Below are 21,446 nucleotides of genomic sequence, written 5' to 3'. Positions count from 1 at the left end.
TTGCGGCCTCGTTCCTCGACCGCACGGCTTGCTCGACCACCCTCGACTGAACCTCCTGCTCGTTCCTCGCAGGAGTTCAGTCACTTGAACTTCAGCGTGCTGTAGATCACCGGGTGGTCGGTGATCCGCAGGATCATCAGGTTGCGGTCCCGGGTGAACGACTGCCTCTTGAGGTCCTTGCTCGCGAAGATCCAGTCGATGCCCATGTTCTTGGGGGGCTTGCACTTGCCCTTCTTGAACGAGCCACCGTTGGTGGCCTTGAGGTCGGTCTTGCCGGTGACGGTGCAGAACGCCTCCCTACGGTCGTTGAAGTCACCGAGGAGGATCAGCGGCGTCCCGTCCTTCCGCTTCTTCGCGACCTCCTTGACGATGAGCTTGAGGGCCTTGCGGCGCTCCTTCTTGCGCTCGGGGGTGTTCTTCGAGGAGTTGTGGATGTTGAACAGCCACGTCGACTTCCCGGTCGCCTTGTTGCGGAGCAGCACCAGGGGGTGCGGACGCTTCTTGCCCAGCACCGGGAGGTCGACGTTCTCGGAGGTGACCAGCTCCCACTTCGTGCTGTCCCAGGCCACCGTCTGCCAGGCGGCGCGGGGGCCGTTGGTGTTGCCGGGCCAGAAGTCGAAGCGGTTGCCGATGATCCGGTCGAGTGCGGTGATCTGGTCGGGCTGGATCTCCTGGAAACCCATGATCCCGGTGCTCGTCTTCTGGATGAGGTTCGCGGCCCACTCCGTCCGCAGCCGCCCCGGTGCCCACTCGGGCACCCCGCCCCCGGGCTCGGTGTGCTGGCTGCCGAGGATGTTGAAGCTGGTGGCGACGAACTCGGCGGGATCCCGGCGCTCCCGGGTCGGGAACGGTCGGCTCGCGACCTGCCCACGGGGCGTGTTGCGATTGGTCCGGTCGCCGCGGCCGAGCTGGCCGCGCTCGTTGTTGCCCCAACAGGCGGTCGGGCCGTCGGCCACGGGACGCGCACAGACCGAGTACCAGCCGGCGTCCACGCTGTCCCAGGTGCCGCTGACCTTGCGCGTCTCGATCCTCAGGCTCGCCTGTCCGTCACCGAGCTGGCCGTAGCGGTTGCTGCCCCAGCAGGTGGCCTCGGAGCTGGTGGTGACGCCGCAACCGAAGCTGTCACCCACGGTGACCGAGCGCCACGTGGCGCCGCCCTCGACCTCGCGCGGGGAAGCGGTGTTGGGGCCGCTGGAGCCCAGCTGACCGGTGTCGTTGAGTCCCCAGCAGTAGGCCTTGCCGAGCGTGGTGAGACCGCACGTCGACGCCCACCCGGCGTCTAGCTGCTGCCAGCCCAGGCCGCCGGTGACTGTCGCCGGGACGCTGCTGTTGGAGGTCGCGCCGGTGCCGAGCTGTCCGAAGGAGTTCTGGCCCCAGCAGCTGGCGCCGCCGTCGGTCCGCGTGCCGCAGGCGTAGTAGCCGCCGATGGTGACCGATGACCAGCCGGACGCGCTCACCAGGGTTGGCGTGTAGCGGGTCTTGGTGTCGCCCACCCCGACCTGCCCGCGACTGTTGTCGCCCCAGCACCACAGCGAGGAGTCCACGGCGACGGCACAGGTGTTGAGCCAGCCGGTGGAGACCTGGAGGAACCGCTGCAGGGGCGCGACCTGGACCGGTGTGAGCTGGCGCGGGGCCTCACCGATGCCGAGCTGCCCCCGGTGGTTCATGCCCCAGCACCAGAGCGTCTGGTCGAGACGGATGCCGCACGTCGTGGAGCCGCTGGCGCTGACGCTCCCCCACCCGGGGGTGCCGATCGGCTGCGGGTTGGTGCGGTCCTTGGTCTGGCCGTCACCGACCTGGCCGTACGCCGCATTGCCCCAGCACCACAGGGAGGTGTCCGCACGGACCTCGCAGGCTGACTGCCCGCCCGAGCTCACCATGGGCTTCGGGTTTGCCGCGGTCAGGACGAACTGGCCATAGGAGTAGGGCGACGGGGGGTTGGTGGTGCGAACCGCGTAGCTGACCGTCCAGCTGCCCTCGGCGGGCGCGGTGCCCGTGAGGAGGCCGGTCGAGCTCAGCGATGCCCAGTCCGGCAGTCCGCTGACCTGCGACCACTCGACGTACGGCGCCTGGGCGGGGTCGACGTCGGCGGAGAGCTGCCGGCTGAACGCCTGGTTGACGGGGACCTGGACGACGGTCGTCGAGGCGCGCGCCCAGCTGGCGACCCGCGACCACATGGTCGAGGCGGCCGAGGCCACCGCAGCCGCTCCGCCGCCCGAGCCGTAGCTCCGGTGCTTCTCGACCGCCTTGCCCGCGGGGGTGCCGCGAAGATCGCAGACCACGTCGCCCTTGGTGCAGACGCTGATGACGGGCGTGCCGGTGGGTGTGGCAGGCGCGTCCACGGTGTTGCCGAGGACCCGGGTCCCGACCCCCCGCCCGCGACGGGAGGCGGCGGGCGCGCCGAGGATGGCGGCGTTGGTGCGGCGGACCTTGTCGGCGTCACTGATGAGGATGGCACCCATCAGCCGGGCGCCGTAGGCGGCCTGGAAGGCGCTGAGTGAGCGGTGGAGGGCGGTGGCGCCCTGGCTGTAGCCGGCCAGCACGATCTGCTGGTCGGGGCAGGCCGCCGCCGCTGCGGACAGGGCAGCGGCGGTGCGGGACTGGGCCCGGCCGACCTTGCTCATCCAGGCGTTGGCCGAGTCGACGGTGACCGCTTTGCTGGCCTTGGCCTTGAGGTCCTTGCCCACGAGCCTGTCCGGCCTGGCCCCGCCGGACACGACCCGGACGAGCTCGACGCCTCGACCCGTCGCGGCCGCCCGAGCCCGGAACGTCTCGCCCACCTGCATGAGCGCCGGGGAGTAGGTCGCCCCGGCAACGCGCTTGTCGCGCGGCCCCTCGACACCGACCAGCAGCACCGGGGCGCACGAGCTGGCCGCAAGTGCGCCGGTTGGTGCGGCGGTTGGAGCGGCCGTGGCGGTCGCTGGACCGGCCGCGACCACCGCGAGGAGGGCAGCAAGCAGGGACATGGCCGACGCCACCGAGAGGGATGTCCAGACGGGGAAGGTGAGCCATGCATTACCGGGGGAACGGCGTTGCATGCGAGGACTGTAACCAGTGTGACTGGTGTGACGAACCGTTTGCCGTGAACTACAAAACTGTAATTCGATCCGGCACGCTCAGCCCTGACATGACGCCAGGTCGTTGCGGTAGTCCTCGCTGTCCTTCAGCGGGCCCTTCGCGTCGTTGACCTTGCCGCCGCGGACCGCCCAGAACCGGTCGGCGTAGGTGACCAGCTTCCTGCCGAACTCGCAGTAGCGGTTCTTGGCCTTCACCGCCGTCGCGCCCTCGAGGCAGCCCTTGTAGTCGCCGGGCAGTCGCGCGTCCTCGACCCAGACCTCGGTGCAGGCCGGCCAGTCGGGGAGTGGTTCCGTCGTCTCTGTCGGCTCGATCGGCGACTCGCTCGGCGTCGGCTCGGCGGGCTCGGAGGTCGTCACCGACGCCGACGAGCTCTGAGAGGTGTCCGAGCCGTCCGCTGCCGACGGGTCGGTGGCGCTGTCATCGCCGCAACTCCCGAGCAGCAGAACCGCTGCCAGGGACCCTGCCGCCGCCCGAGCCAGGAGCCTCTTCATGCCGCGAGTCTACGAGACGGCGCGCACAGGGCTCGCCGGCGAGCGCCGGGCCACGCGCCGTCTCGGCGACCGGCTTCGTCGTCCTCCGGCCGGTAGCGTGACCTCACGTGAGCACGGCACCGTCCCGCGTGTACGCCGCCCGGTTGGTCGGCCTGCCGATCTTCGACCCTCAGGGAGACCAGGTCGGCAAGGTTCGCGACCTCGTGGCGGCCGTGCGCTCGGAGTCGAGCCAGCCTCGCGTCCTCGGAATGGTGGCCGAGGTCTTCGGCCGGCGGCGGATCTTCGTGCCCATGACCCGGGTGACCAACGTGGACGCGGGGCAGGTCTACACGACCGGGCTGCTCAACATGCGCCGCTTCGAGCAGCGCTCGACCGAGACCCTGGTCGTGGGCGAGCTCTTCGACAAGGCGGTCACCATCACGACGTCCGGGATCACGGGCACCGTCTACGACATCGGCATGGAGCAGGCCCGCAACCGCGACTGGGTCATCAGCCGAGTGGCCGTGCAGGAGCCGGCCAAGGCGCTGCGTCGGCGCGGGCAGACCCACGTCGTGGAGTGGGGCGAGGTCGAGGGGCTGACCCGCCGCGAGCCGACCCAGGGAGCCACCCAGCTGATCCACGCCCTCAACGAGCTCCGGCCCGCCGACGCCGCGACGGTCATCCACGACCTTCCGGCGGACCGCCGCGCCGCAGTCGTGGCCGCCCTGAGCGACGAGCGGCTCGCCGACGTCCTCGAGGAGCTGCCCGAGGAGGACCAGGTCGAGATCCTCGGCCAGCTCGCGGGTGAGCGGGCGGCCGACGTGCTGGAGGAGATGGACCCCGACGACGCGGCCGACCTGATGGCCGAGCTGCCGCCCGAGACCGCCGAGCGGCTGCTCGAGCTGATGGAGCCCGAGGAGGCCGAGGACGTCAAACGGCTGATGTCCTACGTCGAGGACACGGCCGGAGCGATGATGACCTCCGAGCCGATCATCCTGGGCCCCGACGCCACCGTCGCCGATGCGCTCGCTCACGTCCGCAACCCCGACCTCACGCCGGCCCTCGCCGCGCTGGTCTATGTCTGCCGCCCGCCACTGGAGACGCCCACCGGACGGTTCCTCGGGGTCGCCCACATCCAGCGGCTGCTGCGGGAGCCCCCCTCGACCCTGGTCGCGGGCGCGCTCGACGACTCGATGGAGAGCCTCCGTCCCGAGGCCCAGATCGGCGAGGTCGCCGCCCACCTCGCTACGTACAACCTGGTGGCCGCGCCCGTGGTCGACGAGAACGGGCACCTCATCGGCGCGGTGACCGTCGACGACCTGCTCGACCACATGCTCCCGGACAACTGGCGCGACCGCGCCGTCGCCGCCCCCGGATCGACGAAGGTGGTGCGCGATGGCTGAGTCCCGTCGCCGGGCGCGCCTCGACACCCCTCGCGAGAGCCGCCGGCAGCCGCTAGTCCGGCGCCCGGCGTACGACCCCGACACGTTCGGAACCTTCGCCGAGCAGTTCGCCCGCTTCATGGGAACGGCCCGGTTCCTGCTCTACATGACCGCGTTCGTCGCGGTGTGGGTGCTGTGGAACGCCCTGGCTCCCCAGGACCTGGAGTGGGACGCCTACCCCTTCATCTTCCTGACCCTGATGCTCAGCCTCCAGGCGTCCTACGCGGCCCCACTGATCCTGCTCGCGCAGAACCGCCAGGAGCACCGCGACAAGGTCATCGCCGAGCAGGACCGGCAGGCCAACGCCCGGGCGCACGCCGACATGGAGTTCCTCGCCCGCGAGGTCGCGTCGTTGCGGATGGCCGTCGGCGAGGTTGCGACCCGGGACTTCCTGCGCTCGGAGCTGCGCTCGCTGCTCAACGAGCTCGAGGAGCGGCAGCGCGAGGACGAGCCGCCCACCGAGCCGGCACGCGACTGATCTCACAGCGGTCCTGGGGCACGAGCGACCCAGGGTCCCGGACTACCCTGGCCGCATCATGAGCCTTCCCACCGTCGACCAGCTGACCGCGGCCCTGGCGACCGTCCAGGACCCCGAGATCAAGCGCCCCATCACCGAGCTCGGCATGGTCGACTCCGTCGATGTCGACGCGGCGGGCCTCGTCCGCCTGACCGTGCTGCTCACCGTCTCCGGCTGCCCGCTCAAGGACACGATCACCCGCGACGTCAACGGCGCACTGCGCGCGGTCGACGGGGTGTCCGACGTCGACCTGACCTTGGGCGTGATGACGCCGGAGCAGCGAGCCGGCCTCAAGGACGTGCTCAGCGGCGGCAAGGCACAGCGGGAGATCCCGTTCTCCCAGCCGGGCTCGCTGACCAAGGTGTTCGCCATCGCCTCCGGCAAGGGCGGGGTCGGGAAGTCGTCAGTGACCGTCAACCTCGCACTGTCCATGGCCAAGCAGGGGCTGCGGGTCGGGGTGGTCGACGCCGACATCTATGGCCACTCGGTCCCGGCGATGCTCGGAGTGGCGGACTCGCGCCCGACCCAGGTCGACGACCTGATCATGCCGGTCCCCACCGACTCGGGGGTCTCGGTCATCTCCATCGGGATGCTCAAGCCGCGTCGCGACCAGGTCGTCGCGTGGCGTGGCCCGATGCTCGACCGGGCCCTGGTGCAGATGCTCGCCGACGTCTACTGGGGCGACCTCGACGTGCTCCTGCTCGACCTGCCGCCGGGCACCGGCGACGTGGCGATCTCGCTCGGCCAGCACCTTCCGGGCGCCGAGGTCGTGGTCGTCACCACCCCGCAGGAGGCCGCCGCCGAGGTCGCCGAGCGCGCCGGGACGATGGCCTCGATGATGCACCAGCGGGTGGTCGGCGTCGTCGAGAACATGAGCTACCTGGTCTGCCCCCACTGTGCCGAGGCAGGCACCGACCACCGGCTCGAGGTGTTCGGCGCCGGCGGCGGCGACCGGGTCGCCGCGACGCTGTCCGCGCGCTTCGGCTACGACGTACCCGTGCTCGGCCGGATCCCCCTGGACCTGGCCCTGCGCGAGGGTGGCGACGCGGGCCGGCCGATCGTCGACTCCGACCCGGCGGCGCCCGCCTCGGTGGTCCTCTCCGAGGTCGCCGGGCGCCTCGCCGGGAGGCAGCGGGGCCTCGCGGGCCTGCAGCTCGGGCTCACCCCCGCCGGCCGGCTCTGAGAGCCGACGTCACGTGTTCGGAGTCGGCCTGGCCGAGATGGCGCTCATCGCGTTCGTCGCGGTGATCGTCTTCGGACCGGACCGACTCCCCGACCTGGCCAAGCAGGCCGGCCAGATGGTGCGCAAGGCCAAGCAGTTCGCCAACGCCGCTCGCGACGAGCTCCGCGACGAGCTGGGGCCCGAGTACGCCGACCTCGAGCTCCGCGACCTCGACCCGCGCACGATCGTGCGCAAGCACATCATCGAGGCGATGGAGGACGCCGAGGAGGACGCCCGCCCGAAGCGCAAGGGCCTGAGGCCCCTCACCGAGGGCGAGCGCCCGCCCTACGACGTCGACGCCACCTGACCCGGACGGGGCCGCTACCGCCTGGACTGCACCGCGGCCAGCTGGTCGAAGGCCACGATCACGAGCCGTCCGGCGTCGCCGGTGCTCAGCTCGCAGAAGTCCGCGCCCACCCGGCGGACGACCCCGTCGTGGCGGCGCCCGTCCATCAGGTGCAGCGAGCAGGCCACGCCCCCGTCTGAGAGGCGGCGCAGCGCCGACCCGATCCTCAGCCGAGCCACGATCGGCCACGCGACCTCGGGCACGGACCGCTCCGAGAGCCCGTGGGCGGAGGCGACCGCCCCGGTGCGGACCACCCAGTCCTGGCCGTGGCCGCTCAGGACCAGCCACCCGTCGGCGACCCGGTCCAGCCGTCCGGACACGGCGCCGACGCCGGTGAGCTCCAGGGTCACCTCCAGGTCGACACTGGCCATCAACCGGCTGGCCAGGGTCACCTGCTGGTACTCCGCCCGTCCCCGGTCTGCGAGGTCGGGGGCGCGCTCGGCGTCGTAGAGAGCCGCCGCCTGCTGCTCGAGGTCGTCGAGGTAGGCGAAGAGCTCGTCCTCCCAGGCCATGACCCGACCCTGCCACGTCGCCGCCACGTCATGTGGGCCGCTGTGGAGAGCGGGTTGACCAGCATTGCGAATCACCGTTGACTAAGGCAAACACACGCAAACGCATAGATACAAGGCTCCCCATGCTGACTCGGCAGCATCCCTCGCGTCCTCGGTGCGCCCTCGTGGCGGTTGCGACCACGGCCGCCGCGATCGCCACGGCGCAGTCGCTGGTGCGCGGTGTGACCGGTCCCGTCGCGGCCGTGGACGAGGCCCTCGTGCGCCTCTGCCTGGGCGCCCTCCTCGGCGCGGTGGTCTGGGCCTGGCTCGCCACGCTGAGCGTGGTCGCCGAGGCCTGGAGCGGTCTCGCCGGGCGCGGCCGGGTCGCGGCGCCCTGGCGGCGCCTGGTGCTGCTGTGCTGCGGCGTCGTGCTGGCGACACCGTTGACCGCAGCGACTGCTGACGAACGACCGTCTCCGCGGCCGGCGATCTCTGGGCTTCCGTTCCCCGACCGCGCCACCGGTCCGGCCAGACCCCCGCACCCCGTCGTCCACCCCGCGGCGCCGCGGACCGTGGTCGTGCGCAGCGGCGACTGCCTGTGGCACCTGGCGGCCGCGGACCTACCCGCCGACGCCTCCGCGGCCCGCCTGACCGCGCGCTGGCAGGCCATCCATCGCCTGAACGCCGAGGTGATCGGACCCGACCCGGACCTCATCCATCCCGGCCAGCGCCTCGTCCTTCCACCACGCCCCGCCACGCAGTGAGACCCGAAGGAGAACCTCGTGACTGTCGTACCGCTGCCCCGCATCCCGATCGCCAGCGTCCAGGGAACCCTCGCGCTGGACCTCCAGCCGCACCTCGAGCCCCCACCGCCGCGCGGAGCGCCGCTGGGGCGGGACCAGCACGAGGTCGAACTCTGGGTTCGCCGGTTCGCGCAGGCTGCGGTCGAGATCGTCGGTGGCGACCGTCCGGCCAGCCAGCTCCTCCGCTGGACGAGTGGCACGGTCTACCAGGACCTGCAGCGGCGGGCGATGCTCGTGGCCCGGGCCGCCGGACACCAACCCGGGGTGGCCCGGATGCAGCCGGTGCGGCCGCAGGTGCGCAGCGTGCACACCCGGTTCGTCACCCCCGCGGTCGCCGAGGCGAGCATCCACGTGCGCTACGGCGAGCGTTCGCGCGCCGTGGCCGCCCGGTTCGAGCAGCGCCGAGGGCGGTGGCTCTGCACCGCCCTCGACTTCGCCTGAGTTCCGCCTAGCCGGCCGGCCGGGCCGTGAGGCCGGTCGGGCCACCCGCGCGGCCGTGACACATCTTGTACTTCTTGCCCGAGCCGCAGGGGCACTGCGCGTTCCGTCCGACCTTGGCGTACGGGTCGTCGGCGTTGGTGACCGTGCTGCCCTTGACCTCGACCTCGCCCTGCTCGGTGGGCGCCGAGTAGGACAGGTTCTGCGGCTGCTTGGCCGGCTCGAGCCCCTTGGCGCGGACGAGCGGCGAGACCGGCGCCGGCGCCGGGGCGTCGGGCTGGGGAGCGCTCGGGATCGACTGGCGCATCGGCTCGAGGACCACTTCCTCGTCCTCCTCCTCTTCCTCCTCCTCGTCACCGACAGTGACCTCGAGGTTGAACAGGAACCCGACCGACTCCTCCTTGATCCCGTCCATCATCGCCGCGAACATGTCGAAGCCCTCGCGCTGGTACTCCACCAGTGGGTCACGCTGGGAGTAGGCCCGCAGGTAGATGCCCTCGCGCAGGTAGTCCATCTCATAGAGGTGCTCGCGCCACTTGCGGTCGAGCACAGACAGGAGCACCCGCCGCTCGAGCTCGCGCATGACCTCCTCACCGACCTCGGCCTCGCGCTTGTCGTAGGCGGCCTGGGCATCGGCCTGCAGGGTCTTGATCAGGTCGTCGCGGTCGATGCCGTCCTCGCCGCCGACCCCGGCGACGTAGGCCTCACGGTCCACGGAGATCGGCCACAGCTGACCGAGGTCGGTCCAGAGCTGCTCGAGGTCCCACTCGACGACGAGGCCCTCGGTGGCACCGGTGACCATGCCGGTGACCACGTCGTCGATGAACGACCGCACCTGCTCCTCGATGTCGGCGCCCTCGAGCACCTCGCGCCGCTCGCCGTAGATGACCTTGCGCTGACGGTCCATGACGTCGTCGTACTTGAGGACGTTCTTGCGCGACTCGAAGTTCTGCGACTCGACCTGGCCCTGGGCGTTGGCGATCGCACTCGTGACGCGCTTGTTCTCGATCGGCACGTCGTCGGGGATCTTGAGGACCTGGAGCACCCGGTCGACCCAGTCGGACTTGAACAGGCGCATCAGCTCGTCCTGCAGCGACAGGTAGAACCGGGACTCGCCCGGGTCGCCCTGACGGCCCGAACGGCCGCGCAGCTGGTTGTCGATCCGGCGCGACTCGTGCCTCTCGGTGCCGACGACGTAGAGGCCGCCGAGCTCCTTGACCTCGTCGTGCTCGGCGGCCACCCGCGCCCTGACCCGCTCCAGGGTCTCGGGCCACGCGGCCTCGTAGTCCGCGGAGGTCTCCCCCAGGGGCTCGAGGCCCTTGGCCCGGAGCTCGGCGTCGGCGAGGAACTCGACCGACCCGCCGAGCATGATGTCGGTGCCCCGGCCGGCCATGTTGGTGGCCACCGTGACCGCGCCCTTGTGGCCGGCCATCGCCACGATCTTGGCCTCGTCGGCGTGGACCTTGGCGTTGAGGACGCTGTGCGGTACGCCCAGCTTGCGGAGCTTGCCGGACAGGTGCTCGGACTTCTCGACCGAGACGGTGCCGACCAGGATCGGCTGGCCCTTGCGGTGTCGCTCGGCGATGTCCTCCACGACGGCGTCGTACTTCGCCTCCTCGGTGCGGTAGACGAGGTCGGGGTTGTCGACGCGCAGCATCGGCTTGTTGGTGGGGATCGGCACCACGCCGAGGCCGTAGATCTTGTCGAACTCCGAGGCCTCGGTCATGGCCGTGCCGGTCATCCCGGAGAGCTTCTCGTAGAGACGGAAGTAGTTCTGCAGGGTCACCGTCGCGAGCGTCTGGTACTCCTCGCGGACGGTCACCTCCTCCTTGGCCTCGATCGCCTGGTGGAGACCGTCGTTGTAGCGGCGGCCGGCCAGCATCCGGCCGGTGTGCTCGTCGACGATGAGCACCTCGCCGTCGATGACGACGTACTCCTTGTCGTTGCGGAAGAGCTCCTTGGCCTTGATGGAGTTGTGGAGGAACGAGATCAGCGGGGTGTTGACCGCCTCGTAGAGGTTCTCGATGCCCAGGTGGTCCTCGACCTTGGTGATGCCCGGCTCGAGCACCGAGATCGTCCGCTTCTTCTCGTCGACCTCGTAGTCCTCGTCGCGGACCAGCGTCTTGGCGATCTTGGCGAACTCGCCGTACCACTTGACCTCGTCCTGCGTCGGGCCGCTGATGATCAGCGGTGTGCGCGCCTCGTCGATGAGGATCGAGTCGACCTCGTCGACGATGGCGAAGTGGTGGCCGCGCTGGACGCAGTCCTCGATCGAGCTGGCCATGTTGTCGCGCAGGTAGTCGAAGCCGAGCTCGTTGTTGGTGCCGTAGGTGATGTCGCAGCCGTAGGCCACGCGCCGCTCGTCGGGCCGCATCTCCGGGAGGATCACCCCGACGGTGAGTCCGAGGAAGTGGTGGACACGACCCATCCACTCCGACTGGAACTTCGCCAGGTAGTCGTTGACGGTGACGACGTGCACGCCCCTGCCCTCGAGCGCGTTGAGGTAGGCGGGCAAGGTGGAGACGAGGGTCTTGCCCTCACCGGTCTTCATCTCGGCGATGTTGCCGAGGTGGAGCGCCGCACCGCCCATGATCTGGACGTCGAAGTGGCGCTGGCCGAGCACCCGGCGAGCGACCTCGCGCACCGTGGCGAACGCCTCGGGCATCAGGTCGTCGAGGCTCTCGCCCTTGGCGAGCCGCTCCTTGAACTCGTCGGTCATGCCCCGCAGCTCGTCGTCGCTCATCGCGACGAAGTCGTCCTCGATCGCGTTGACCGCCGCGGAGATCGTCTCGAGCTGGCGGAGGATCTTGCCCTCACCGATGCGGAGGAGCTTGTCGAGGATGGCAGGCACGGGGAAACAGGACTCCTGGGTCGAGGTCAGCGGGGCGCGCTGGGCTTCGGGAGAAGGCCGGCGCCGTCCTAGATCGTAACGGCCAGGCCGAGCCGAGCGTTCCTCAGCGCTGTCCGCCCAGATTTCATGTCCACGGCCATTGACATCAATCCAGTATTGGTGTCCACTGCTACTGACATGAAAACGACACGCTCCTACACGATGACCACCCGGGCGGAGGCCGCCGAGGCGACCCGCAGGCGGATCGTCGAGGCCGTGGTCGGGCTGGCGAGCGAGCGGCCGTTCGCGGAGATCACCCTCGACGCGGTCGCCGAGCGCGCCGGCGTCAGCGTCAAGACGGTGCTGCGCCAGTACGGCAACCGGGACGGCCTCTTCGCCGCGGCCATGGACGCCGCGATGCGCGACACCGAGGACGAGCGCCGCACGCCCCCTGGAGACGCCGAGGCCGCGGTGCGCAGTGTCGTCGACCACTACGAACGCCGCGGCCGCACGGCGCTGCTGATGCTGGCCCAGGAGGACCATGACGACGTCGCCCGCCAGGCGACAGACCGCGGCAAGGCGATGCACCGGGCCTGGGTCCGGGACGCCTTCTCCCCCGCCACCGACGACGTGGGGCTCCTCGACCTGCTGGTCGTGGCCACCGACGTCTACACCTGGAAGCTGCTGCGCCTCGACCGCGGGCACTCCCGGGCCCTCACCGAACGACGCATGCACGACCTCGTGGGCGCGCTCCTACGCACCAGCCCCGCACCCGGCAAGGAGTCCTGAGATGGCCGACCTCCTGTTCGTGACCTGGGACGGCGGCGGCAACGTGCCGCCGGCGACCGGGATCGCCCGCGAGCTCGTCTCTCGCGGCCATGCGGTCCGGTTCCTGGGCCATACCGCCCAGCTCGACTCCCTGACCGAGGCCGGGTTCGAGACCGTCCGGCCACGACATGCGCGCGACTTCGACAACGTCCGCGACTACTCCCCGCTCGCCATGATGGCGACGTTCGGCGACCGGGGCATGGGGCGAGACCTGCTCGACGAGGTGACCCGGCGACCGGCCGACCTGGTCGTCGTGGACGGTCTCATGTTCGGGGCGATGCGGGCCGCCGCCGATGCCGGACTGCACTACGCGGTCCTGGAGCACATGTTCGACCGCGTCTACCGCCGCGGGATCCTGGGTGGCCCGATGGGGTTGAGCCTGAGGGTGCGGCGACTCCGCCCCCACCAGGCGCTCGACCAGGCCGCGGCCCGGCTGCTGTCCACCATCCCCAGCCTCGACCCGATGCCGGCGCCACCGGCCAACCTCCACAGGATCGGACCGGTCGTGCCGGTCGCGGAGCGCCGGCCGAACGACGTGCCGACCGTGTTGGTCAGCCTCAGCACCTTCGCGTTCCCCAGGATGCGTGAGTGCCTGCAGGCCGTGGTCGACGCCACCCGTGACCTCGGCGCGCACGTCGTCGTGACGACCGGCCCGGCCGTCGACCCGGCGTCGCTCGACGTCGCCCCTGGGACGGAGGTCCACCGCTACGTGCCGCACGTCGAGCTGATGCCGCGCGTGGACCTGGTCATCGGCCACGGCGGGCACGGCACCACGATGCAGGCGCTGGCCCACGACCTGCCCGTGCTCGTCATGCCGATGGACCGGCTGACCGACCAACCGCATGTCGGGCGCAGCCTCGAGCAGGCCGGAGCCGGCCGGGTCGTACGCAAACGGGCGCCGGCGGACCGGATCCGGCCGTTGGTCCAGGAGCTGCTCGCGGACGGCCCGCACCGGGCGGCCGCGGCCCGGCTCGGGGACGAGGTACGCCGCTACCCGGGCGCTCTTCGGGGTGCGGACGTCGTGGAGGAGCTGGTCAGGGACGCAGCTGCGGCGCCAGGTCGCCCTTCGCCTCGACCCTGATGTCGTCGAGCCCGAGCCAGGCGGCGAGCACTCGCAGCTCCTCGCTCAGCTCCTCGGCCGTGTCGTCCGGGGCGCCGTCCTCGGCCCAGGCGGACTTGACCAGCAGCGTGCCCGTCGCGCGGTCGGCCTTGAGGTCCACGCGCGCGACGATCTCGTCGCGGAGCAGGAACGGCAGCACGTAGTAGCCGTGCACGCGCTTGTCGGGCGGGGTATAGATCTCGATCCGGTAGAAGAAGTCGAAGAGCCGCTCGGTGCGCTCCCGCTCCCAGACGACCGGGTCGAACGGGCTCAGGAGTGCCCGGGCGTCGACCTTGCGCGGCAGGGCCGCGTCCCGGTGCAGGAAGGCCGGCTTGTTCCACCCCTCGACCCGGACCGGGACCAGCTCGCCCTCCTCGACCAACTGCTCGACGGCCTTCTTCACCGGCGCCTGGGTGGTCCGGTAGTAGTCCGCGAGGCACTTGAGCGTGCCGACGCCGTGGGACGCCGCCGCGCGCCGGACCAGCTCGCGCTCAGCCTCCTCCAGGGAAGGTGTCGGGCGGGCCAGGACCTCGGCGGGGATCACCCGCTCGGGCAGGTCGTAGCGAACCTCGAACTGGCTGGTGCGCCCGGCGATCGCTAGGTCACCCACCATGTAGAGGAAGTCGAGTCCCTTGCGCGCCTGCGACCAGTTCCACCCCCAGTGGTCCTTGCGGCGCGGACCGGCGTCGACCATCGCCTCCAGGTCGCGCGCCGTCGACGCCCCCCGCTGGGTGATCTCGGCCAGCAGCACCGACAGGACCTCGTCCGGCACGCCACGCCACCACTTGCCCTGCTTGGCGCGGTAGGACGCCATCCGGTGCTGCATGACGGGCCAGAGGTCCACCGGCATGAACGCCTGGACGTGCGCCCAGTATTCGACGATCCGCCGCGGCGCCTTCTCCGAGGCCCGGTGCAGCAGCGCGGTGTCGTAGGGACCGATCCGCGAGAACACCGGCATGTAGTGCGCGCGCTGGAGCACGTTGACCGAGTCGACCTGCAGCACCCCGGTGCGCGCCAGGGTCCGGCTGAACGTGCGCATGGTGGGCGAGGTGTGGCGGGGGTCCTTGAACCCCTGGGCCGCCAGCGCGATCCGACGCGCCTGGCGGCGGCTCAGGGTCTGCACGGGTTGCACTCAACCACGCACGACCGACAGCGTCAGCCCGAGTGGCACGGGCGAGCGGAGCGAGCGATGCGCGGAGCGCGCGCCCCGCGATCGGCCCGGTGCCCACGATGGACTGCGAAGCCCGCGAAGCGGAGCGAGCGTCCGTCGTGGGTCCGGGTCGAAGCTCGCGGGGGTATCCAGTCACGGCAGGTCGAGCAGCTTTTCCTTCACTGCGTACATCACGGCTTCCATCCGCGAGTGGAGCTGGAGCTTCTCCAGGATGTTGCGGACGTGGTTCTTGACGGTGTTCTCGGAGATGAAGAGGTCGCGGGCGATCTCCCGGTTGTTCATCCCCCTGGCGACGAGACGGAGCACCTCGAGCTCACGGTCGGTGAGCTTGAGCCCCGGGACGTGCTCGCGCTCGGGCCGCGACATCTGCTTGAACTCGTCGATGAGCTTGACCGCCATCGACGGGCTGATCAGCGACTGACCGTCGGCGACCACGCGGATGGCCTGGGCGACCTCCTCGATGGAGGAGTCCTTGAGCAGGTAGCCGGAGGCTCCGCTCTTGACGGCCTCGTAGAGGTCGGCCTCCTCGTCGGAGACGGTCAGGATCAGGATCTTGGCCGACGGGACGGCCTCCTTGATCGCGAGGCACGCCTCGATCCCGGAGCGCTTGGGCATCCGGATGTCCAGAAGGACGACGTCGGGCGCGGCGGTCGCGGCCAGACTCGTCCCCTCGAGCCCGTCGCCGGCCTCGCCGACGACCTCGATGCCCTGCTCGGCAGCCAGCAGCATCGTGAGTCCCCGACGGAAGAGCTCCTGGTCGTCGACGACGAGGATCCTGATTGGCTCCACCCCGTTGCTGTTCATGTCAGCCACCCGGCCATCATGACACGGCTGGGGGGTCCGAGGTGCCGCTATGGGGGCACGAACGGGGCATGGCGCGCATCATCCGAGTGACCCGTTCGGGCCAGCCCCGATCTGATCACCCTTTGGGGTGAAGACCTGGGGCTCGACCGACTGGTCGAGCTACTGGTCGACGTCGAGCGAGATGACCCCGTAGTCGTAGCCGCGCCGGCGGTAGACGACCGAGGGACGCTCGCTCTCCTTGTCCACGAACAGGTAGAAGTCGTGGCCGACCAGCTCCATCTCGTAGAGGGCCTGGTCGAGGGTCATCGGGCTCGCCGGGTGGGTCTTCTCCCGCACCACGAGAGGGCCGTCACCGGTGACCGTGATGGGTCCGACCTGACGCTCGTGGATCACCGTGGCGTCGTCGCCGGCGTCGTCGGGAGCGAGTCCTTCCTGCCCCGCGAGCGCCTGGCCGACCGAGACCGGTGCGTGCCGGCCGTGGTGGACCCGGCGGCGGTCGGCGGCCCGCCGCATCTGCGCCGCCATCTTGTCCAGCGCGAGGTCGAGCGCCGCCATCTTGTCGGCCGCGCAGGCCTCGGCCCTGATCACCGGCCCCTTGGAGAACGCCGTCAGCTCGAGGCGCACGGCGCGGTCGTGCTGCCGCGGATTCCGTTCGTGCTCCACCTCGACCTGCACCCGGATGATCCGGTGGTCGTGCTTCTCCAGCCGACCCAGCTTCTCCTCCACATGAGCCCGATAACGCTCGCTGAGCTCGATGTGCCGTCCAGTGACCACAACTTCCATGTGAACCTCCTCGTCGGGACTTTCCTGGGCTGGCCGAGATGCAGGGGCAGGTGCGCGGCTCCTTCCGACGGGGGTGGATTCGACCGTACCGCCCCTCCCCACCTACCGAAAGGGAAGTCCCAGATCCTCAGACGCTTCTTGGCGAACGCCGGCGGGTGGCCGCGACGACGGCCACCCCGGCGACCTCTACGCCGACCGCCTCGAGGGCGCGCTGGGCCTCGCGGGCGGTGGACCCGGTGGTCAGGACGTCGTCACAAACCACCGCCCGGACCCGGGACCGGCGGCCGCCGAGACGCCGCAGCCCCGCGGCCGGACACGTCATCGACCCGGCCAGGTTGACCGCCCGCATCTCCGCCCCGAGTCCGGCCTGGTCCACCACACCGGGCCGCAGGTGCAGCAGCCGCTGCGCGATGACGTCGCGCCCAGCACCGGTCAGCAGCCGGGCCGCCCGCGAGGTGATCGCCCACGTCGGGTCGTGGCCGCGAGCCCGCACGGTCGCCCGACGCGACGGCACCGGCACGAGCACGACCGGACCGGGCGGTGACGCGCCCCGGACCGACGTCGCCAGCAGCTCGCCCACGGGACCGACCAGGCCGAGCAGCCGCCGCTCCTTGAGGCCGAGCACGAGGTCGCGGGCCACACCTTCGTACGCCGCGCTCGCCCACGGCTGCGCCAGGCCGTCGGGCACCGGGTCCGGCCACGCCTGGTACGCCGCGCAGGGGAGGTCGGCCCGGCAGGGCGAGCAGAGCGGGCGCCCAGGCTCCCCGCAGCCGACGCAGCGGCCGCCGAGCAGCAGGTCGGCGGCGGCAGCGGTCAGCCAGGTCATGCGCCCCAGCCGACCGCAACAGGTGCTGCGGAACAACTACGGTCGCCCATCTTGTGGAGAACGGCGGCTTGCTCGACCTCGGTTGAGTGGTTTCGCTCCTCGTTCCTCGGGGCGAAACCTCAACCGACGTAGCCCAGGCTGGTGATACCGGGCGCAACGTCCAGGTCGCCGCCGGAGGAGCCCAAGATGTCGATGAGCCCGCCGCGGACGATCGCATACGTGCTCTGCTCGGGATCGGGAGACCCCACCAGCCCGAGGACCCGGTCATCGATGGTCATGGACAGGTCGTCGACGTCGGCAGGAGCACCGTCGACCGACGCGCTCCGGACCTGGAAGAGCCGCTGGCCGATCGGGTGCAGCACCACGATGCTGGTCGGCGAGAGCCAGGTGATGTCGCGGATCCGCAGCCCGCGACCGCCCTCGACGTCGACCCGGCGAGCCTCGAGGGCACCCTCCACCCTGCCCTCGGCATCCTGGAGCAGGCGGCTCACCACGATCACGTCCTCCGTGTCTCCCCGGAGCACCGCGACGAACCGGGACCCGTCGCGGGAGACCAGGAACGACTTCACGTCCCGGCCGGTGACCCCCCGGATCACGATCTCCTCCGTCCGCCCCTCACGCAGGTAGGTCACGACGGCACCCTCCGGCCGGCGGTCGACCAGCCACAACCGGTTGCTGAAGTCCCAGGCGGGCACCAGCAGGTCAGCGGCTCCGGTGACGACGGGGGTGACCTGCCCGGTCGCGACGGACTCGCGCACCGGCCCGACGTACATGACGCTGCCGTCGGAGGTGACTCCCGCTGCCTGCGAGGCGCTGAGGTCGGGCGTGATCGACCGGAGGCCGAAGTCGGTCTGGCCGAACGGTCCGATGACCGTGGCCAGGTCCTGAGCAACCCCCGAGACCATCCGGCCGTCGTCGAGCCCGAACAGGAGCTTGTTGGCAGTCGCCACGAACGGGGCGAACGCCTCGCCGGCGGTCACCGGCACCTCCGGCTGCCCCGTCGCGGTGACCAGCTCCCCGTCCACCGTGACGCGCAGTCGTTCGACAGACGGGTCCTGGCGCAGGGTCCAGGCGAGCTGGGCCACCAGCAACCCCCGGTCGACCAGCCCGGGCATGGTCACGTCGCCCTCGAGATCCACCCTGGCGAGCCCGTCGTCGGTCACCGGCACCGAGATCTCCGGGTCGGCGCCTGCGGGCAGCGCGTTGCGGGCGTAGTCGGTGAGCTCCGGTGCCGGACCCGCGATGAGGCGCTGGACCAGCGTCGAGGCGAGGTCGGAGGCGCGCGGCACGAACACCGGGTCGGGGACGAGCACCTGCGAGGTCGGGTCGAAGAAGTAGAGAGAGACCTGCCGGAATCGCTGGGCATACCAGCTCTGCGGGACGATGAGGGCGTTGGCCGGGTCGGCGATCCGAGCCTCGCCGCTCTCCTTGATGACCCGGAAGCTCAGGTCGCCCTCGACGGCACCCTGCCAGGAGCCCCGTTCGTCGATCCGGTCGGCACCGGTCAGCGTGACGTCGACGAGGTCGCCCGCCAGAGAGCTGGGCCTGGGGAGCGATGTGCTGTCGTAGACGATCGTCGCCCGGGGGTCCCAGGCCTCTCGGAACTCCGCGGCGAGGAACTCCCGGGCCACGTCCGTGCGGATCGGCGTGGCCTGCATCGCGTCGAGGAAGCCCTTGACCACCTCGCTGGCGGACTGGCCGGGCTGCGGCCCACGCGGGTTGATCGCCATGGCGTCGGCGCGGGTGCCGCTGCCGGAGGTCCGCGCCTCCTCGACCGGCCCGTCGTCCGGGAGTCCGATGCAGCCGGTGAGCAGGAGCGCGCCGAGCAGGCCCGCGACCAGGGCCGGGACGCGCCTCATCCGACCGGCTCCGGGGCGTCGGCGGGCACCAGCGGCAGCGGGCTCTGCCGCAGGACGTCGCCGACGCGGCGCGGGAGCGTCAGCCGGAACTGCGACCCTTCGCCCAGCCGGCCCCACGCCTGGAGCCAGCCGCCGTGCAGGTGGGCGTCCTCCTGGGAGATCGACAGCCCGAGGCCCGTGCCGCCACTGGTGCGCGCCCGCGCCGGGTCGGCCCGCCAGAACCGGTTGAAGACCATCGACGACTCCCCCGGCGCCAGGCCGATGCCGTAGTCGCGGACCGCGACCGCCGCTGCCTGCTCGTCGGCGGCCACCGTCACAACGACCTCCGGGATCACGCCGTCGTCCGACTCGCCCGGCGGCCGGCGGGCGTGGTCGATGGCGTTGGTGACCAGGTTGCGCACGATGCGCTCGACCCGTCGTACGTCGGCCTGCGCGAGACAGGGGTGGTCGGGGGCGCGGACCACGATCCGCACGTCGCGCTGCTCGGCCAGCGGCCGAGTCGCCTCGACGACCCGGTGCGCGACGTCGACGAGGTTGACGTCGTCGAGCTCGAGGACGGCCGCGCCCGCGTCGAAGCGGCTGATCTCGAGCAGGTCGGCGAGCAGCGTCTCGAAGCGGTCGAGCTCGGTCTGCAGGAGCTCGGCCGCCCGGGCGGTGGCAGGGTCGAACTCGTCGCGGGCGTCGTGAAGCACGTCGCCGGCCATCCGTACGGTCGTGAGCGGTGTCCGCAGCTCGTGGGAGACGTCCGACACGAACCGGCGTTGGACCCGGCTCAGCTCCTCCAGCTGGCGGATCTGGCGCTGGAGGTTGGTGGCCATCTGGTTGAACGAGGTCGCCAGGCGGGCCAGGTCGTCCTCACCGGTCACCCGGAGCCGCTCCGTGAGCCGGCCGGCCGCCAGCCGCTCGGCCACCCGGCGGGCCAGCCGGATCGGGGTGACGACCTGGCGAGCGACCAGCCACGTCAGCAGCCCGATCAGGACCACCAGCAGGCCGCCGGCGGTCAGCATCGCCCGGGTGACCAGGCCCATGGTCTGCTGCTCCTCGTCGAGCGGGAACAGGAAATACAGCGTGTAGGTGCGGCCGTCGGCCGGTAGCGCGACCTGCGAACCGACCACGATCCCGGGCTCGCTGCCCACGACGGCGCCGTCGTCGCCGGTCGTGCCGATCCTGGTGTAGGTCCAAGCGGACTCGTTGCGGATCGCGGAGAAGTGCTCCTCGAGCCGAGGCGGCACGCTGGCCAGGTCGAGGTGCAGGCTGGACTCGGTGCCGCCTCTCGCGATGGAACCCGTCTCGCTGCCGACCGGGCCGGCGACCACCACCTGGTAGCCACGCGTCGCGCCGCGCTGCACGATGAGGTCGACCAGGCCGCGCCGCTGCGCGGTCGGGTCGGGGTCGGTCGCCGGGGTCTCGGCGAGCCGCTCGTTGGCCTCGTCGACCTCGTCGGCGACCTCGGCCAGCACCACGTCGACCCGGTGTTGGAGGAGTCCGTCGCGGGTCTGCTGCAGCAGCAGCCACCCGACGCCGCTGACCACGACCGCTGAGAGGAGCACCGTGCTGACCACGACCCGGGCCTGGATCGACCGCCGCCAGAACGTGAGCGCCCGGCGTACGGCCGTGGGCGGCCGGCGCGGCGCACGGGCGCGCAGCATTGCGGCTACGGCTTCCCGGCCTTGTAGCCGACGCCGCGCACGGTGACGACGATCTCCGGGTTCTCGGGGTCGTGCTCGACCTTGGACCGGAGCCTCTGGACGTGCACGTTGACCAGCCTGGTGTCGGCCGCGTGCCGGTAGCCCCAGACTTGCTCGAGCAGGACCTCACGGGTGAACACCTGCCACGGCTTGCGGGCCAGGCACACGAGCAGGTCGAACTCCAGCGGCGTCAGGGCGATCGGGACGTCACCGCGCGTCACGGAGTGACCTGCCACGTCGATGGCGAGGTCGCCGATCACCAGCGACTCCTGGTTGTTGCCGTCGAGGCGACGGACCCGCGCCCGGATGCGGGCGATCAGCTCCTTGGGCTTGAACGGCTTGACGACGTAGTCGTCGGCACCCGACTCCAGCCCGACCACGACGTCGACCGTGTCGCCCTTGGCGGTGAGCATCACGATGGGGACGCCGGACTCGGCGCGGATCTCCTTGCACACGTCGATGCCGTCCTTGCCGGGCAGCATCAGGTCGAGCAGGACGACGTCGGGCCGATAGTCGCGGAAGTGCTCCATCGCCTGGTCGCCGCGGGTGACCGAGCGGGCGTCGAAGCCTTCCTGGCGCAGCACGATGGTGAGCATCTCGGCCAGCGACGCGTCATCGTCGACGACGAGAACGCGTCCCTTGGTCGGGTCGATCGCTGGTGCTGCGGTCATGAACTCAAGTGTGCCAGCCTGGGCGTCCTGCGCCCCCGGGCTGACCCGATCGGTTGCGAGCGAAGTCCGGGTCGCCAGCT

19 protein-coding genes are annotated in these 21,446 nt (G+C 71.1%); 8 read left to right on the top strand and 11 right to left on the bottom strand.

Translation table 11 applies throughout. The annotated features are described in order from the left end of the window. Positions 1-80: 80 nt before the first annotated feature. Together ACYVC6_RS13585 and ACYVC6_RS13580 are read right to left on the bottom strand one after the other, a co-directional pair. Positions 81-2,966, bottom strand: a complete 2,886-nt coding sequence (locus tag ACYVC6_RS13585) for a cutinase family protein (protein WP_460714910.1) — start codon at positions 2,964-2,966, stop codon at positions 81-83. Between the two features lie 150 nt (positions 2,967-3,116). Further along, entirely contained in the window at positions 3,117-3,569 is a 453-nt protein-coding gene (locus ACYVC6_RS13580) for a hypothetical protein (RefSeq protein WP_460714909.1), read from the bottom strand. A 107-nt stretch (positions 3,570-3,676) separates the two neighbouring features. On the opposite strand from ACYVC6_RS13580, the gene ACYVC6_RS13575 reads away from it, so the two are divergent. The 4 genes from ACYVC6_RS13575 to ACYVC6_RS13560 are packed head-to-tail and all read left to right on the top strand — an operon-like array spanning position 3,677 to position 7,036. Further along, complete coding sequence (locus tag ACYVC6_RS13575; protein WP_460714908.1) at positions 3,677-4,951, top strand: magnesium transporter MgtE N-terminal domain-containing protein; 1,275 nt, start codon at positions 3,677-3,679, stop codon at positions 4,949-4,951. After that, a complete protein-coding gene (locus ACYVC6_RS13570; RefSeq protein WP_460714907.1) occupies positions 4,944-5,468 on the top strand; it encodes a DUF1003 domain-containing protein in 525 nt (174 codons plus the stop codon). The genes ACYVC6_RS13575 and ACYVC6_RS13570 overlap by 8 nt, the downstream gene beginning before the upstream one ends. A gap of 58 nt (positions 5,469-5,526) precedes the next feature. Continuing rightward, positions 5,527-6,690 carry an Mrp/NBP35 family ATP-binding protein gene (locus ACYVC6_RS13565; RefSeq protein ID WP_460714906.1) on the top strand — a complete coding sequence of 388 codons (1,164 nt, stop codon included), beginning with the start codon at positions 5,527-5,529 and terminating at the stop codon, positions 6,688-6,690. A gap of 13 nt (positions 6,691-6,703) precedes the next feature. Further along, positions 6,704-7,036, top strand: coding sequence for a sec-independent translocase (locus ACYVC6_RS13560; RefSeq protein ID WP_460714904.1), 333 nt, complete (start codon positions 6,704-6,706; stop codon positions 7,034-7,036). A gap of 14 nt (positions 7,037-7,050) precedes the next feature. On the opposite strand, the gene ACYVC6_RS13555 is transcribed toward ACYVC6_RS13560, so the two are convergent. Then, the gene (locus tag ACYVC6_RS13555; RefSeq protein ID WP_460714902.1) at positions 7,051-7,587 is read right to left on the bottom strand and encodes a hypothetical protein; all 537 of its coding nucleotides are present in this window, start codon (positions 7,585-7,587) and stop codon (positions 7,051-7,053) included. A gap of 164 nt (positions 7,588-7,751) precedes the next feature. Here ACYVC6_RS13555 and ACYVC6_RS13550 point away from each other — a divergent pair, with 164 nt between their 5' ends. Both ACYVC6_RS13550 and ACYVC6_RS13545 read left to right on the top strand, forming a co-directional pair. Next, on the top strand, positions 7,752-8,330 hold the full coding sequence (locus ACYVC6_RS13550; protein WP_460714900.1) for a LysM peptidoglycan-binding domain-containing protein: 579 nt from the start codon (positions 7,752-7,754) through the stop codon (positions 8,328-8,330). Between the two features lie 18 nt (positions 8,331-8,348). Further along, positions 8,349-8,810, top strand: a complete 462-nt coding sequence (locus ACYVC6_RS13545) for an Rv3235 family protein (RefSeq protein WP_460714898.1) — start codon at positions 8,349-8,351, stop codon at positions 8,808-8,810. A 7-nt stretch (positions 8,811-8,817) separates the two neighbouring features. Here ACYVC6_RS13545 and secA read toward each other — a convergent pair whose 3' ends face one another. Continuing rightward, the gene (gene secA, locus ACYVC6_RS13540) at positions 8,818-11,658 is read right to left on the bottom strand and encodes a preprotein translocase subunit SecA (protein WP_460714896.1); all 2,841 of its coding nucleotides are present in this window, start codon (positions 11,656-11,658) and stop codon (positions 8,818-8,820) included. Between the two features lie 177 nt (positions 11,659-11,835). Between secA and ACYVC6_RS13535 the strand changes: the two genes are divergently transcribed. Together ACYVC6_RS13535 and ACYVC6_RS13530 are read left to right on the top strand one after the other, a co-directional pair. Next, complete coding sequence (locus tag ACYVC6_RS13535; RefSeq protein WP_460714894.1) at positions 11,836-12,426, top strand: TetR/AcrR family transcriptional regulator; 591 nt, start codon at positions 11,836-11,838, stop codon at positions 12,424-12,426. 1 nt (position 12,427) lies between these two features. After that, complete coding sequence (locus ACYVC6_RS13530; RefSeq protein WP_460714892.1) at positions 12,428-13,546, top strand: glycosyltransferase; 1,119 nt, start codon at positions 12,428-12,430, stop codon at positions 13,544-13,546. Here ACYVC6_RS13530 and ACYVC6_RS13525 read toward each other — a convergent pair. The 7 genes from ACYVC6_RS13525 to mtrA form a co-directional block, all read right to left on the bottom strand. Next, positions 13,500-14,687, bottom strand: coding sequence for a winged helix-turn-helix domain-containing protein (locus ACYVC6_RS13525; protein WP_460714890.1), 1,188 nt, complete (start codon positions 14,685-14,687; stop codon positions 13,500-13,502). The genes ACYVC6_RS13530 and ACYVC6_RS13525 overlap by 47 nt on opposite strands. Positions 14,688-14,867: 180 nt before the next feature. Next, entirely contained in the window at positions 14,868-15,539 is a 672-nt protein-coding gene (locus ACYVC6_RS13520) for a response regulator (RefSeq protein WP_460715340.1), read from the bottom strand. A gap of 159 nt (positions 15,540-15,698) precedes the next feature. Beyond that, positions 15,699-16,322, bottom strand: a complete 624-nt coding sequence (gene hpf, locus ACYVC6_RS13515) for a ribosome hibernation-promoting factor, HPF/YfiA family (protein WP_460714888.1) — start codon at positions 16,320-16,322, stop codon at positions 15,699-15,701. 127 nt (positions 16,323-16,449) lie between these two features. Beyond that, positions 16,450-17,148 carry a ComF family protein gene (locus tag ACYVC6_RS13510; RefSeq protein WP_460714886.1) on the bottom strand — a complete coding sequence of 233 codons (699 nt, stop codon included), beginning with the start codon at positions 17,146-17,148 and terminating at the stop codon, positions 16,450-16,452. Positions 17,149-17,267: 119 nt separating this feature from the next. Next, complete coding sequence (locus tag ACYVC6_RS13505) at positions 17,268-19,007, bottom strand: LpqB family beta-propeller domain-containing protein (protein ID WP_460714884.1); 1,740 nt, start codon at positions 19,005-19,007, stop codon at positions 17,268-17,270. After that, entirely contained in the window at positions 19,004-20,656 is a 1,653-nt protein-coding gene (gene mtrB / locus ACYVC6_RS13500) for an MtrAB system histidine kinase MtrB (protein WP_460714882.1), read from the bottom strand. Before mtrB ends, ACYVC6_RS13505 begins: the two co-directional genes overlap by 4 nt. A gap of 5 nt (positions 20,657-20,661) precedes the next feature. Further along, complete coding sequence (gene mtrA, locus ACYVC6_RS13495) at positions 20,662-21,366, bottom strand: MtrAB system response regulator MtrA (protein WP_460714880.1); 705 nt, start codon at positions 21,364-21,366, stop codon at positions 20,662-20,664. Between the last annotated feature and the right edge of the window lie 80 nt (positions 21,367-21,446).

The organism is Nocardioides dilutus (assembly GCF_054779555.1).
This window is presented reverse-complemented; position numbering and strand designations above follow the sequence as displayed.